This window comes from Streptococcus sp. 29896 (assembly GCF_032594915.1).
Taxonomy (GTDB): Bacteria; Bacillota; Bacilli; order Lactobacillales; family Streptococcaceae; genus Streptococcus; species Streptococcus suivaginalis.
The window spans coordinates 676,941-690,286 of sequence record NZ_CP118733.1 but is presented as its reverse complement, the minus strand read 5'-3'; the positions used below and the strand labels follow the sequence as shown (position 1 = coordinate 690,286).

The 13,346-nt window shown below is 46.4% G+C and carries 13 protein-coding genes; 2 read left to right on the top strand and 11 right to left on the bottom strand.

The features are described 5' to 3' along the window. Window positions 1-47 precede the first annotated feature (47 nt). Window positions 48-1,391, top strand: coding sequence for a lipid II isoglutaminyl synthase subunit MurT (gene murT / locus PXH68_RS03280; RefSeq protein WP_248027427.1), 1,344 nt, complete (start codon window positions 48-50; stop codon window positions 1,389-1,391). Continuing rightward, window positions 1,391-2,176 carry a lipid II isoglutaminyl synthase subunit GatD gene (gatD, locus tag PXH68_RS03275; RefSeq protein WP_248027429.1) on the top strand — a complete coding sequence of 262 codons (786 nt, stop codon included), beginning with the start codon at window positions 1,391-1,393 and terminating at the stop codon, window positions 2,174-2,176. The genes murT and gatD overlap by 1 nt, the downstream gene beginning before the upstream one ends. A 39-nt stretch (window positions 2,177-2,215) precedes the next feature. On the opposite strand, the gene PXH68_RS03270 is transcribed toward gatD, so the two are convergent. The 11 genes from PXH68_RS03270 to trpX all read right to left on the bottom strand — a co-directional run bounded on the left by PXH68_RS03270 (window position 2,216) and on the right by trpX (window position 12,659). Continuing rightward, entirely contained in the window at window positions 2,216-3,043 is an 828-nt protein-coding gene (locus PXH68_RS03270) for a putative RNA methyltransferase (protein WP_248027431.1), read from the bottom strand. A gap of 1 nt (window position 3,044) precedes the next feature. After that, window positions 3,045-3,521 carry a DUF3955 domain-containing protein gene (locus PXH68_RS03265; RefSeq protein ID WP_248027432.1) on the bottom strand — a complete coding sequence of 159 codons (477 nt, stop codon included), beginning with the start codon at window positions 3,519-3,521 and terminating at the stop codon, window positions 3,045-3,047. A gap of 198 nt (window positions 3,522-3,719) precedes the next feature. Next, window positions 3,720-5,618: an ABC-F family ATP-binding cassette domain-containing protein gene (locus tag PXH68_RS03260; protein WP_248027598.1), complete on the bottom strand. Its 1,899-nt coding sequence runs from the start codon at window positions 5,616-5,618 to the stop codon at window positions 3,720-3,722. Window positions 5,619-5,733: 115 nt separating this feature from the next. Continuing rightward, window positions 5,734-6,099, bottom strand: coding sequence for a hypothetical protein (locus PXH68_RS03255; protein ID WP_158454461.1), 366 nt, complete (start codon window positions 6,097-6,099; stop codon window positions 5,734-5,736). An 11-nt stretch (window positions 6,100-6,110) separates the two neighbouring features. Beyond that, window positions 6,111-6,809: a M57 family metalloprotease gene (locus PXH68_RS03250; RefSeq protein ID WP_248027434.1), complete on the bottom strand. Its 699-nt coding sequence runs from the start codon at window positions 6,807-6,809 to the stop codon at window positions 6,111-6,113. Window positions 6,810-6,874: 65 nt separating this feature from the next. After that, window positions 6,875-7,654 carry an alpha/beta hydrolase gene (locus tag PXH68_RS03245; RefSeq protein ID WP_248027437.1) on the bottom strand — a complete coding sequence of 260 codons (780 nt, stop codon included), beginning with the start codon at window positions 7,652-7,654 and terminating at the stop codon, window positions 6,875-6,877. A 68-nt stretch (window positions 7,655-7,722) separates the two neighbouring features. Continuing rightward, on the bottom strand, window positions 7,723-9,384 hold the full coding sequence (locus tag PXH68_RS03240) for a ribonuclease J (RefSeq protein WP_248027438.1): 1,662 nt from the start codon (window positions 9,382-9,384) through the stop codon (window positions 7,723-7,725). Window positions 9,385-9,535: 151 nt separating this feature from the next. Then, window positions 9,536-9,946, bottom strand: a complete 411-nt coding sequence (locus tag PXH68_RS03235) for a hypothetical protein (RefSeq protein WP_248027440.1) — start codon at window positions 9,944-9,946, stop codon at window positions 9,536-9,538. Window positions 9,947-10,014: 68 nt separating this feature from the next. After that, the gene (locus PXH68_RS03230) at window positions 10,015-10,773 is read right to left on the bottom strand and encodes an ABC transporter ATP-binding protein (RefSeq protein ID WP_248027442.1); all 759 of its coding nucleotides are present in this window, start codon (window positions 10,771-10,773) and stop codon (window positions 10,015-10,017) included. Then, a complete protein-coding gene (locus PXH68_RS03225) occupies window positions 10,770-11,636 on the bottom strand; it encodes an ABC transporter permease (protein WP_248027444.1) in 867 nt (288 codons plus the stop codon). The genes PXH68_RS03230 and PXH68_RS03225 overlap by 4 nt, the downstream gene beginning before the upstream one ends. A gap of 21 nt (window positions 11,637-11,657) precedes the next feature. Continuing rightward, entirely contained in the window at window positions 11,658-12,659 is a 1,002-nt protein-coding gene (gene trpX, locus PXH68_RS03220) for a tryptophan ABC transporter substrate-binding protein (RefSeq protein ID WP_248027446.1), read from the bottom strand. Between the last annotated feature and the right edge of the window lie 687 nt (window positions 12,660-13,346).

Here is a 13,346-nt window from a genome sequence, read left to right as displayed (position 1 = left end):
CAAGTTCCATTCTAGAAAATCCCCAACCTTTGTGATAAAATAGACCCATGAAAATAAATACTTTATTAGGAATAGCAGCAGGAAAATCCAGTCAGTTTGTCCTCAACAAACTAGGACGTGGTACTACCCTGCCTGGAAAAATTGCCCTCAAATTCGATAAACATATTTTAGATAGTTTGGCTAAGGATTATGAAGTCGTTGTTGTGACAGGTACTAACGGTAAGACTCTGACCACCGCCCTGACAGTTGGCATCCTCCAAGAAGCCTTTGGCGAAATTACGACCAATACCAGCGGCGCCAATATGATTACAGGAATTACGGCTACCTTCCTATCTGCCAAGAAAAATAAAAATGGCAAGAAGATTGCCGTCTTGGAGATTGATGAGGCCAGCCTGGCCCGTGTGACCGACTTTATCAAGCCTAGCCTGATTGTCTTCACCAATATCTTCCGCGACCAAATGGACCGTTACGGCGAGATTTATACCACCTACCAGATGATTTTAGACGGGGCTGCCAAGGCACCTCAGGCGACCATTTTGGCTAACGGTGACAGCCCACTTTTCAACTCGACGAGCATTATCAATCCAGTTAAGTACTACGGTTTTGCGGCGGAAGAGCATGAGCCACGCCTTGCTCATTACAATACCGAAGGCGTTCTCTGCCCACATTGCCACCAGATTATCCAGTACAAGCTCAATACCTACGCTAACTTGGGTAGCTATATCTGTAACAACTGTGGCTTTAGCCGACCTGAGCTGGACTACAAGTTAACAGAGTTGAAGGAAATTACTAATACTTCTTCTACCTTTGCCATTGACGGTCAGGATTACAAAATCAACATCGGTGGGCTTTACAATATCTACAATGCCCTAGCAGCTGTCAGCGTGGCAGAATTTTTCGGCGTATCTCCTGAGAAAATCAAGGCTGGTTTTGACAAGTCTAAGGCAGTATTTGGTCGCCAAGAAACCTTTAAGTTGGGCGATAAAGATTGTACTCTGGTCTTGATTAAAAACCCTGTCGGTGCAACCCAGGCCATTGAAATGATGAAACTGGCTCCTTACGATTTTAGCCTGTCCGTCCTTCTCAATGCCAACTACGCTGATGGAATTGATACCAGCTGGATTTGGGACGCCGACTTTGAACAAATCACTCAAATGGACATTCCACAAGTCTTTGCAGGCGGTGTTCGCTCGTCTGAAATTGCCCGTCGCCTCCGTGTGACTGGCTATCCAGAGGACCAGATTACTGAAACACCAAAACTGGAAGACATCATGACCTTGATTGAGCAGTCCAGCAGTCAGCATGCCTATATCCTCGCAACCTATACGGCTATGCTGGAATTCCGTGACTTACTGGCTCAACGCCAAGCTGTTGGAAAGGAGATGAAATAATGGTCTATACATCATTAAAAAGTCCTGAAAAAGACTACGCTTATGATCTCCACATCGCCCACCTCTACGGTGATTTGATGAATACCTACGGTGACAACGGCAATATCCTCATGCTCAAGTATGTGGCTGAAAAGCTCGGTGCTCGTGTTCAGGTGGACATCGTTTCACTGGCAGATGAATTTGATAAAAATTTCTACGACATCGCCTTTTTCGGCGGTGGACAGGACTATGAACAATCTATTCTTGCAAAAGATTTACCAACTAAAAAAGACAGCTTGGCAGACTTCATCGAAAACGACGGTGTCATGCTGGCTATCTGTGGTGGCTTCCAATTGCTCGGTCAATACTACATCGAAGCTGGCGGCCGCAAGATTGATGGACTGGGTATCATGGACCACTACACCCTTAACCAGACCAACAACCGCTACATCGGTGACATCAAAATTCACAATGATGAATTCAACGAAACCTACTATGGTTTTGAAAACCACCAAGGCCGTACCTTCCTAGCTGACAACCAAAAACCGCTGGGCAAGGTTGTCTATGGCAATGGCAACAATAAGGAAGACGGTGGCGAAGGCCTGCACTACAAAAACACCTTCGGCAGCTACTTCCACGGACCAATCCTGTCCCGCAATGCCAACCTAGCCTACCGCCTAGTCACAACTGCCCTCCGCAAAAAATACGGACAAGACATCCAACTTGCCAGCTACGCTGACATCCTCAGCAAAGAAGTCGCTGAAGAATACGGCGATGTGAAAAGCAAGGCAGAATTTGAGAAATAAAACAAAACCGCTTCTGGCATCCAGAGGCGGTTTCATTTTTTATATCCTTCCAATCAAAAGCACTCCCTCAACCGTAATCTCGGTCAACTGGCTCAAGTCCAGTTTGGACTGGTCCACTTGGAAAAAGAGGGGCGTCATGTCTGCTAAGACTTGAGCATGGGCGGCTGTAATCGGAAAGGTCCGGCTGACCAGCACCTGCTCCACCTTCCCCACGTAAGACCTGAAATGGTCCACGATATCCTGGTTGTTATAGGATTCCTTGCGGAGTTGGTCTTTGGCTAAATGGCGGAGCTCCTTGAGGTGATTGGGACCTGGTACCAGTTTGAGAATAACCCCACCAGCTTTCAGCACTCTGGCAAATTCCTGATAATTAGCTGGGGAAAAGACGTCCAAGACACCGTCAATGACCTTATCTTGAATAGGTAACTTGGTCAAGTCACCGACAAACCATTTGACCGACTTGGTCCTGTCAGATTTGGCTGCCAAGAGGATGGAATCCTTGGAAATATCAAAAGCAAGAATGTCCAAGTCCATTTTCTCGGCTAACTTACGGGAATAAAAACCCTCTCCACAGCCGATGTCCAAGACTGACCGCAAGCCCAGCTCTGCTATTTTCCCCTCCAAAGCTTCATAGAGATGGTCGTAATAGCCTGCCTCTAAAAAGGCCTGGCGGTTTTCAAAGCTAGACTTGTGGTAGTTGGCGGACTGCTTGACTTGGGGTGCCAGGTTGACGTAGCCCTGCTTGGCGATGTCGAAGGTGTGGCGGTTGGGACAGCGAAGACTGCTCTGGTCAAGACCAAGAGCCTGCCCACAATGTGGACAGGCGAAAAATTGGTCGCTATTGCTAAAACGTGGGTGTTTGGTCATGTTAAGTATTTTCTTTTCTAAAGTGGTGCAGGGCTAGTCCTGATAGGAGCGTGGCAATGGCTCCTGTAAAGACCAGCAAGTAGCCGACTGGAATGAGGTAAAAATTTTCATGCAGAATGCCTTCGGCATCAATATACTCGACCGAGTTTGCCTTGATGACAAAGCAGACAAGGCCTAAAGCCATGAGAAAGCTTCCGATAATGGTAATGGTCAGGTGCATCTGGGTACGGCGGCCTTCGCGACCGTCCTTGACTAGTTTTTCTGTCATGTTGTTCATGTCAGTTCCTCCTAAGATAAGTTGATCTAAGGAGATCGAAAAGACAGAGGACATGAGAATCAAGAGTTCCAAGTCGGGTAGGTTTTTGTCATTTTCCCAGTTGGAAACGGCCTGCCGAGTCACATTGAGTTTGAGGGCAAACTGCTCTTGGGTCAAAGCTTTCTTTTTTCGTAAGTCTTTGATTTGCTGTCCAAAGTTCATTTCTTTCTCCTCGCTAGGCCCTGTCTAGCAGGTCCTGACTTTATCTTAGCTTGTCGATCGATCTTTGCCAAGAAAGGCTGGCTTGCGAATGAGATATTTTGCCGCAAGGTCATCTTGCGGCAGACTTTTTTCATCGCAAGACCTGCTTGCAGGCTTGATTTGATAGCGTTTCTGACAGACTGTCAACTCCCTGTCAACCTAACCTATCTGCTCGGATAATGCTTCCCATTCTTCCATGAGGTTTTCTTGTTGGGCAGTCAATTGATCGATTTCTTTCTGGTAATCGGTCAGCTGTCCGATATCATTGGTTTCTAGCATGGCTTGGTTGAGCTCGCTCAGGCGGTTTTCGATGGTCTCGATTTCTGCCTCGATTTGCTCGATGCGGCGAACCAGTTTGCGTTGCTCTTTTTGGTTTTCCTTTTGGGCTTGGTAGTCCATGGCTCCGGCTGATTGGCTGGTACTTTCTAGCTGGTCAGGCTGGAATTCTGTTTCCTGCTCTGCCTTTTTCTCCAGATAATAATCATAGTCGCCCAAGTAGAGCGTGGAGCCTGTTTCCGAGATTTCCAGGACCTTGGTGGCGACGCGGTTGATGAAATAGCGGTCGTGGCTGACAAAAAGCAGGGTGCCGTCAAAGTCGATGAGGGCATTTTCCAGCACTTCCTTGCTGTCGATGTCCAGGTGGTTGGTCGGCTCGTCGAGGATGAGGAAGTTGTTATTTTCCATAGACAGCTTGGCGAGGAGCAGGCGGGCTTTTTCCCCACCCGATAGCATAGAGACAGACTTTTTGACATCGTCACCTGAGAAGAGAAAAGCTCCAAGGCGGTTGCGGATTTCCACTTCAGGCGTGGTTGGAAAGGCGGACCAGAGCTCCTCCAAGACCGTGTTGGAAGGCGTCAGGGCCGACTGGGTCTGATCGTAGTAGCCCACTTCCACATTGGCTCCTAGCTTGGCTTCCCCTTTGATAAATGGCAGAGCTCCGATGATGGATTTGAGCAGGGTTGTTTTTCCGATTCCATTCGGACCGACAATGGCAATGGCATCGAGTTTCCGTTGGTCAATAGAAATGGGCTGAGAAAGGATATCTCCATCGTAACCAACCGCAGCATTTTCCACTGTCAAGACGATATTGCCAGAAGTCTTGTCCGACTGGAAGGTCATGTTGGCCGACTTCTGACCAGTTGTTGGCTTGTCCAGTCGCTCCATCTTTTCCAACTGCTTGCGTCTAGCCTGAGCACGCTTGGTGGTCGAAGCACGGACGATATTTTTCTGGACAAAATCTTCTAACTTGGCAATTTCCTTCTGCTGCTTTTCATAGTTCTGCAACTCAGTCTGCAACTTCTGCTCCTTCAGCTCAACAAACTGAGAATAATTGCCCACATAGCGATCCAAGGAATGCTTGGTCAAGTCCAGTGTCAGTGTCGCCACCTTGTCCAAGAAATAGCGGTCATGGCTGACGATAATCAAGGCTCCCTTGTAATGCACTAGGTAGTTTTCCAACCAAGCAATGGTTTCAATGTCCAGGTGGTTGGTTGGCTCGTCCAGGACCAAGAGTTCTGGGCTTTCAAGAAGCATTTTTGCCAGAGCAAGTCGAGTATTTTGACCACCTGAGAGTTCGGAAATCTTCATGTCCCACATGGTATGGTCAAACTTGAAACCATTCAAAATAGCACGGATATCCGCCTCATAGTTAAAGCCACCTGCCAGACGAAATTCCTCCGACAGACTATCATATGTTTTCATCAGCTGGTCAAGTTCACTACCAGACAAACTGCCCATTTGCTCTTCCATAGACCGCAGGCGTTTCTCCGTCATCCGCAGATCGTCAAAAACATGAAGCATTTCATCGTAGATAGTATTTGCCGACTCAAAACGGCTGTCCTGTGCCAGGTAAGAAAGGGACAAATCACGCTTGGTTGAAATGTCACCGCTGGTCGCTGCTTCTTCTCCGACAAGGATTTTTAGCAAGGTGGACTTGCCTGCGCCATTTTTTCCGACAAGGGCAATCCGATCCCGTTCATCGACTTGAATGTTGATATTGTTAAATAATACTTCGCCCGCAAAAGAGCGTTCAATCTTGTTTCCACTTAGAATAATCATAGCAATATTGTACCATAAATTGTAAGGCTGGAGGAAGGAAATATGCCAAATCAAACCCGCTTGTAGCAAAGAAAAAATCTTATCTACCAAGTAGATAAGATTGTACAAAGCACCATTAAACCAAGCCCTGGAGCAATTCTTTGTTTTGCCAGAAGAGATAGAGACCCCCAAGAATAATGGCAAGGGTCAAAATAAATTTAATCAAGCCTTTTACAAAGTGAACAATCAACATCAGAATCATGGAGACAATCAACCAACCCCAGGCTGATGATGAAAGCAATTCTTGCATGGCACCAATACTAGCACCTGTAAGAGCCTTAAGAGGGGCTGGAATTTTATCCGCCCAAGAACTATCCAGTCCAATCTGCTCCATAATGGTATGGCTGGTGGTTTGCAACCAGGCAAAAATCCCTGCATTGTAGATGAAGAGAAGAGCTTGCTCTGGATACCGTTTAATGGTTGAAATAAGTGAACGCAACATGTCTTTTCCTTCTAATTTAATCCGTAAAGTGTTAATACTGCTTGGATATCTGTTTCCTGAATACCGTGATAGGATCCTGCAGATTCCATGACCGATTCTTGGCTATCATCGTGTGACAGGCCAATGGCGTGCCCCAACTCGTGCTCTGCCGTGTGGACGATTCGGTCAAAATCATAAGCATATTCTGAATTGTAGAGATAATAAGCATTTAATTTTACTGTGACTGAATCAAAATAATTCGTTAATAAATTGGTCGTTGATTCTGCTTCCCCAGCAGCACGACTGGTTGAATCGTTCATCTCTGTCGCAATAATATCCGCCTGGCTGGCATTATCAACCAAGGTAAATGTAAAGGCACCTGTGGCATTCCAGTTGGCAATGGCTGTTTGATAAGCCTCCACAAAAGTCGGATCAGTCGTGTCGATATAGACCGTAGCTGCATTGGTTTCCCAACGGCTAGAAGCCGATTCATTGACCTGATCTGTCGCCAAATGAGTAATGGTATCTAAACCAGATGACAAATCGATTGCAACCTGACCTGTCACAACTTCCTTGGCTTGAACCACAATACTTTGAAGTACTTGAGGTGCTGCCTGACCCTCTACATAAAACAAGAGTCCGACAAGGCATAGACCCACCACAATAGTTAACCAAATAAACGACCAAATCGTGGTCCAAATAAATCGAACAATTCCTTTTATCAAAGGCATAAACAACTCCCCAATCTTGCGTATTAGGAGATAGTTTAGCAATCTTTTCTGAAACTTTTCTTAAATCAGGACAATCTTTCTTCCAATTCAAAATCAATTGGCAACCAGGCCAAGACCTTTTCAATCTGCTGATTCCAGTAATACCATTCATGCTTGCCTGGCCCATGACTGGCTTCCAGGTCAAAGCCCGCCTCGGTCAAATCTGCGACTGCCAGTTGGTGACCTTCAAAAAGAAAATCTTCCTCACCACACCAGGCATAGAGCTTGGTTTTCTTATCAGACAATTTGGCAATATTTTGCAGACTATTTGGATTAGTCGCTCCATTAGACAAATCTCCGAAGACGCCCTGCCAATAAGCAGGACTCCCCAGTTCAGCCGATGCAGGATTGTCAAAGTCAAAGTAGAGGGCGCCAGACAAGGAAGCGGCATAGGAAAAACGATTGGTCGAAAGGGCAATTTTAAAGGCCCCATAACCTCCCATAGACAAGCCTGCGATAAAATTCTTCTCCCGCTTGCTGGACATATTGGGGAAGAATCGTTTGAGAACCTGCGGCAACTCCTCTGCAATGGCATCATAATAATTCATGCCATAGGTCGTATTGGAGTACCAGCCCTTGTCCGTATTAACCATGACAACGATGAGATTGGTATAGCGTACCAATCGTTCTATGGTTGAGCGATTGAGCCAGGAATCTTGATTGCCTCCCATCCCATGCAAAAGATAGAGAACAGGAATGTCAGTATCCTCTGGATTTTCGACACGGTTACGATCAGGATAGAGGACATTGACCTGGCGGCTCATGTCCAAAACTTCTGAATGGTATTCGATACGCATAATTGCCATCAACAAACTCCTTTTCTTTTTAAGAAAGGCCAGGAAAACCCGGCCTCTGTACTATATTTATCAAAGAACTACCGCACTTCCATGATAACCGGAAGGATAGCTGGACGACGTTTGGTTTGGTCGAAGAGATATTTGGCCAGGTCATCACGGACAGCCGCTTTCAATTCTGCCCAATCAAAGTTATCCTTGGTAAAATAATTTTCCACGGTAGTATTGACCAAATCAGCAGATTCACGCAAGATATCCTTGCTTTTCTTCACATAGACAAAGCCTCTGGTATTGACCTTAGCCTTGGAAATAATCTTCTTCTCACGACGATTGACCGTCAAAGCCACGATGAAAATACCATCCTCTGATAAAATCTTCCGGTCGCGCAAGACGATATTGCCCACATCACCAATCGCATTTCCATCGATCATGACATCGCCCGCTGGAACGGATCCGCTGTGGACAAAGTCTCCTTCTTCAAAAGCCATGACATCCCCACGTTTGACGATGATGATATTCTCTGGGTACATACCAATCTCAAGCGCAGCTTTAGCATGAGCATCTAGCTGACGGTACTCCCCTTGGACAGGGAAGAGGTATTTGGGCTTGAGGATATTGAGCATGAGTTGCAGATCACGCGCATTCCCGTGTCCTGACACACGCAGGTTTTTCGTGATGGACTTGACGATACCGCCCGCCTGATAGATCATGTTTTCCACACGCGCTACCACAGCTTCCTTGGAGATACTTGGCGTCGTTACGATATAGACCAAATCGCCATCCTTGATCTCAACATAGCGGTGACGGCCAATCGACATCTTCCGCAAGCCATTGAGCGGCTCCCCCATACGACCCGTTTCCAGAATAATCAGCTCATGGTCCTCGTACTTGCCCATGTCCTTAGGTTTGACCAAGAGTTTTTCGCTGACCAAGCGGAGCTTCTTGAGTTGAATAGCCGTACGGACGATATTTTCCACATCGTGACCAGTCAAGACTACGCGACGGCCTGTCACTTCTGCTGCGTCAAAAATCTGTTGGATACGGATGATGTTGCTGGCTACTGCCGCAACGATGACGCGACCGTCCCAATCAGCAATCGTATTGAGAATCTCTTCGCCAACTTCATGACCGCTAGCAACCTGCACATTAGAATCCGCATTGGCAGAGTCTGACAGAAGCGCCAGCACTCCCTCTCGACCAATTTCAGCCAAACGTCCAAAATCCGTCTGATAAAATGGATCAGCAGCCTGGTCAAACTTGAAATCACCAGTATAGACGATGTTGCCTTCGTCCGTTTTAATCACGATTCCCAGACTTTCAGGGATGGAGTGAGTGGTCTTAAAGAAGGACACGACAGAATCTCCAAAATCGATTTCTGTGTCAGCGTTAATAATATGGAAATCTTTAAATTTCTTAGTCGCATTGTTGGTTTTAACCACTAATTTGGCCAATTCGATGGTTAAATGAGAACCGAAGACAGGCACTTTCACATTTTCCAGCAAATAAGGAAGTGCGCCAATCGCATCCGCATGTCCATGGGACAAGAAGACACCCGCTACTCGGTCCTTGTTTTCCACTAGGTAGTCAAAGTTTGGGACAATTACATCCACACCCAGCTGCTCATTTTCAGGGTACTTAGCACCTGCATCTAAGATAAAGATGCTATTTTTTACTTCAGCGATGTAGAGGTTTTTTCCGTTTTCCCTCACACCACCCAAAGCCATAATTTTTATATCACTCATGGTTTCTCCTATGATGTTTATTTTCTTACCAACGGTCCTTGGGAATCCCAAGTCGAATTACAGTCTGGCACAGGGGCCTATCTTCTATATTATACAACTTTTCATAAGAAAATACAAAAAACTCTGCAAAGAGAGTTTTCATTTTCATATTTTAATAGCCATAGCCTGAAACGGTCCATTTCCCAGACCCCTTCCGTGTCAGAATCCAGTTCCAACCCGTATGGGTCGCACCCGGTTCAAAACCTGTTTGTGTGGCATTTTCATCCACCCGAAAACTGGATGTCAAAATAATGACCTGATCTGCGCCATACTGCTCCGCCCATGAATCAAACCATTCCTCATCATCCCCTGCATAGCCTAAACTAATCAACTGGCAATAGTCAAACTGCCGGTCTACATAGTCAATGGTAGTTTCAATGGCCTGATCGATTTCCTTCTGGCTAAAGAGCTCCGAGGTCTCCATAGGCACCCGCTTGATTTCGACCGTCTCAGATTGACAGGCAAACAGTAGGGGTAAGGAGAGCAATAACAAACAACAATAGGTGAACATTCTTGATTTCATAGGCAAACTCCTGAAACCAGTATAACATAGCACTTTTATCTTGACAAGAAAAATGAGGTTTCTCAACCTCATTCAAATAAGCGATAGTAATCCTCCAACTTCATCTGGGCCTTCTGGTTCTTGGTCAAGTCCTTGATGATCTTGCCGTCCTTCATAACAATCAGGCGATTGCCATAGCGAAGGGCATCTTCCATCTGGTGTGTAACCATAAGAGCCGTCAACTCTTGCTGGGCAATCAGGTTATCCGTCAAGTCCATTAAAGACTGGCTGGTCTTGGGATCCAAGGCTGCCGTATGCTCATCCAAGAGCAAGAGCTCTGGCTGCTTGAGGGTCGCCATTAACAAACTCAAGGCCTGGCGTTGTCCGCCCGACAGCAGACCAGCTGGCGTAGTCAGGTGCTTCTCCAAACCATTGCCAATCAAGGTCAGAGTTGCCTCAAAGTCTTCTAGGTGTTGGGGCAACTGGCGTGGGACCAAGCCTCGTGACTGACCACGGTATTTGGCGATGAGCAGGTTTTCAGCGACTGTCATCCGCGGAGCTGTACCCATTTTTGGATCTTGGAAGACACGGGCCAGATACTTGGCCCGCTTTTCTGCTGGCCACTTGGTCACATCCTCTCCCAGAATGGAAATACTGCCCTTGGTCAGAGAAAGGGTCCCTGCAATGACATTGAAAAGAGTTGATTTGCCAGCCCCATTTCCACCCAGAATGGTGATAAAATCATGCTGGTAAATGGTCAGACTGACATCATCTAGGATAACCCGCTCCTGATCCAGACCATTGTTGACCACGACTGTGGCATTTTTTAATTCTACGATTGCATTCATTTGGTCAGGCTAGCTCCTTTCAGTAGTTTGTTTTTCAACTCAGGGACCATGAGGCAGATAGCCAGGATAATCGCTGAGAAGATACGGAGGTAGCTGGTGTTGATACCCAGGGAAATCACTCCCAAAATCAAGAACTGGTAGAAAATCGCTCCTACGACAATCGCTATAAACCGCTCTGCCATTGTCAAATTATCAAACAAAACCTCTCCGATGATGAGGCTAGCCAAGCCAACGACGATGACTCCGATTCCGCGAGATACGTCAGCGTAGCCTTCCTGCTGGGCGATGAGGGCTCCCGCTAGGGCGATGATGCCGTTCGAGAGGACCAAACCCAAGAGCTCCATGCGGCTGGTGTTGATGCCAAAGCTGCGTGCCATATCGGAATTGTCCCCTGTGGCGATGTAGGCCTGGCCCAAGCGAGTATAGAGGAAGAAAAGCATAGCCAGGATGACTAAGATAACCGCTCCCAAGCCCAAGATGAGCTGATTGAGCGTGTCCGAGAAGGGCAGGAGATCCTGAAGAGTCGTCGTATTGAGGAGGCCGAGATTGGCCCGTCCCATGATGAAGAGCATGACGGAGTGACAGGAGGACATGACCAAGATTCCCGCTAGAATGGTCGGGATTTTTCCCTTGGTGTAGAGAAGGCCTGTTACCAAACCAGCTAGACAGCCCGCCAAGACAGCTGCTCCTGTGGCAAGGACAGGATGCACTCCTTGAGTCAGGAGGGTTACTGCCACCGCTCCTCCTAGAGGAAAGGAACCTTCCGTCGTCATGTCTGGAAAATTAAGGATACGGAAGGTCATAAAGATTCCAAGACTCAGGATTGCCCAGAGCAGAGCCTGAGAGATAGTGGATACAATCATACTAGATTCTCGTTTCTAAGATTACTCGATGATACGGCTGGCAGATTCCAAGATGTCTGCTGGAATGGTCAAGCCAAGTTCATCTGCGACAGTTTTGTTGACAACGACGCTGCCTTCATTGAAGATTTCCACTGGAGTGGTCGCTGGATCTGCACCGTCAAGGATTTTCGCAGCCATTTTACCTGTTGCCACACCTAAGTCGTACTGGCTGAGGGTGACAGAGGCGATACCGCCACCTTCTACCATATCTTCTACACTGGTGTAAACAGGTGTTTTTGTCTTGTTGGCAACGGATACGACGGTTGAGAAGGCTGAGGCGATCGTGTTATCAACTGGCGTGAAGAGAACATCTACCTTGCTAGTTGCGACTTCTACTGTTGAGGCGATTTCGTTTGAAGAAGGCACTGCGTATTCAATGACAGTGTAGCCAGCTGCCTCTGCTGCTGTTTTGAATTCAGCAACTTGGGATTTGGAATTGTCTTCGTTTGAAGAGTAGAGAACACCGATTGTTTTGGCATCTGGTGTGATAGCCTTAATCAGCTCAATCTCGTCTGCTACTGGTGTTTGGTCTGATACACCGGTGATATTGCCACCAGGCTTGTTCAAGTCAGTCACCAAGTTAGCTCCAACTGGATCAGTCACCGCTCCCATGATGATGGGCAATTCTGTCGTCGCATTGGCCAATCCTTGTGCGGCTGGTGTCGCGATACCAATCAAGAGCTGATTGCCGTTATCGACCAACTTTTTACTCATGGTTTGCACTTGAGACTGATCGCCTTCTGCGTTCATAAAATCAATGGTGAGGTTACTTGTGTCATCATAACCTGCTTCTTTCAGACCAGCCACAATCCCCTTATAAATCTCATCCAAGGAATCATGGGTCACATACTGGAGAACACCGACCTTGACTGTCTGCGTTTGATCTGTACTGCTAGTTGTTTCTTCTTGCTTATTGAAGAAAAAGGCTCCAATGACCAAGACTACTAAGGCTGTAACAACACTTAATAATGTTTTATTTTTCATATTCTTCCCTACTTTCTTTTTCAAAAACTATTCTACCATTTGCAACTAACTATCTACTGCTACGCCATCGTTTCATCTTGATTACCTCGTAATGTCTATCATTGTCAAAGTAGATTGCTTTTAGATTAGGAACGGATGCGCAAACATAACTCAATGCTTCCTCGTTTTCAAGCATTGACTTCAAACAGTCCACTGGACTGTTTGAATCAGGCAAGCCGAACGTGACGCAATATAAAAGTAATCTACGAAGACAATGGAAAAGCCCCCGCATATTGAAAAACAATACGCGAGGGCGTCAATGACACGGTGCCACCTCACTTATGGGAATTGTCTAGAATCCTCCCATATCTCATCTCCTCTAACAAGGAGTTGCACTGTAAGGTGTGCGGACCGAACTATCATTGTTTTAAGTTCATTTGCGTGACTGTTTTGGCTGAAACCTTCGTTAGTTCTCGCCATAAACAATACCCATCAGCCCATTTCATAAAACTCCGCCACCTGTTCCCAGTACCACAGGCTCCCTGAAGACTTCTGCTTTACTACTTCTTCTGATTACAGACGATTATACGGCATCCATCAGTCTTTGTCAATACTTTTGATTAAATTTTCTGAAAACTTTTTATGTCAGTAGGAACTACCGGTCTCTTCAAAAACCATCAAAATATGATATACTAGACTGAGTTAAAG

Coding starts and splice junctions, on each gene's coding strand:
- PXH68_RS03230 (WP_248027442.1), bottom strand. CDS start 10,773: ATGAATGCAATCGTAGAATTAAAAAATGCCACAGTCGTGGTCAACAAT.
- PXH68_RS03225 (WP_248027444.1), bottom strand. CDS start 11,636: ATGATTGTATCCACTATCTCTCAGGCTCTGCTCTGGGCAATCCTGAGT.
- PXH68_RS03260 (WP_248027598.1), bottom strand. CDS start 5,618: ATGATTATTCTAAGTGGAAACAAGATTGAACGCTCTTTTGCGGGCGAA.
- PXH68_RS03235 (WP_248027440.1), bottom strand. CDS start 9,946: ATGAAATCAAGAATGTTCACCTATTGTTGTTTGTTATTGCTCTCCTTA.
- murT (WP_248027427.1), top strand. CDS start 48: ATGAAAATAAATACTTTATTAGGAATAGCAGCAGGAAAATCCAGTCAG.
- trpX (WP_248027446.1), bottom strand. CDS start 12,659: ATGAAAAATAAAACATTATTAAGTGTTGTTACAGCCTTAGTAGTCTTG.
- PXH68_RS03250 (WP_248027434.1), bottom strand. CDS start 6,809: ATGCCTTTGATAAAAGGAATTGTTCGATTTATTTGGACCACGATTTGG.
- PXH68_RS03240 (WP_248027438.1), bottom strand. CDS start 9,384: ATGAGTGATATAAAAATTATGGCTTTGGGTGGTGTGAGGGAAAACGGA.
- gatD (WP_248027429.1), top strand. CDS start 1,391: ATGGTCTATACATCATTAAAAAGTCCTGAAAAAGACTACGCTTATGAT.
- PXH68_RS03255 (WP_158454461.1), bottom strand. CDS start 6,099: ATGTTGCGTTCACTTATTTCAACCATTAAACGGTATCCAGAGCAAGCT.
- PXH68_RS03265 (WP_248027432.1), bottom strand. CDS start 3,521: ATGAACTTTGGACAGCAAATCAAAGACTTACGAAAAAAGAAAGCTTTG.
- PXH68_RS03245 (WP_248027437.1), bottom strand. CDS start 7,654: ATGGCAATTATGCGTATCGAATACCATTCAGAAGTTTTGGACATGAGC.
- PXH68_RS03270 (WP_248027431.1), bottom strand. CDS start 3,043: ATGACCAAACACCCACGTTTTAGCAATAGCGACCAATTTTTCGCCTGT.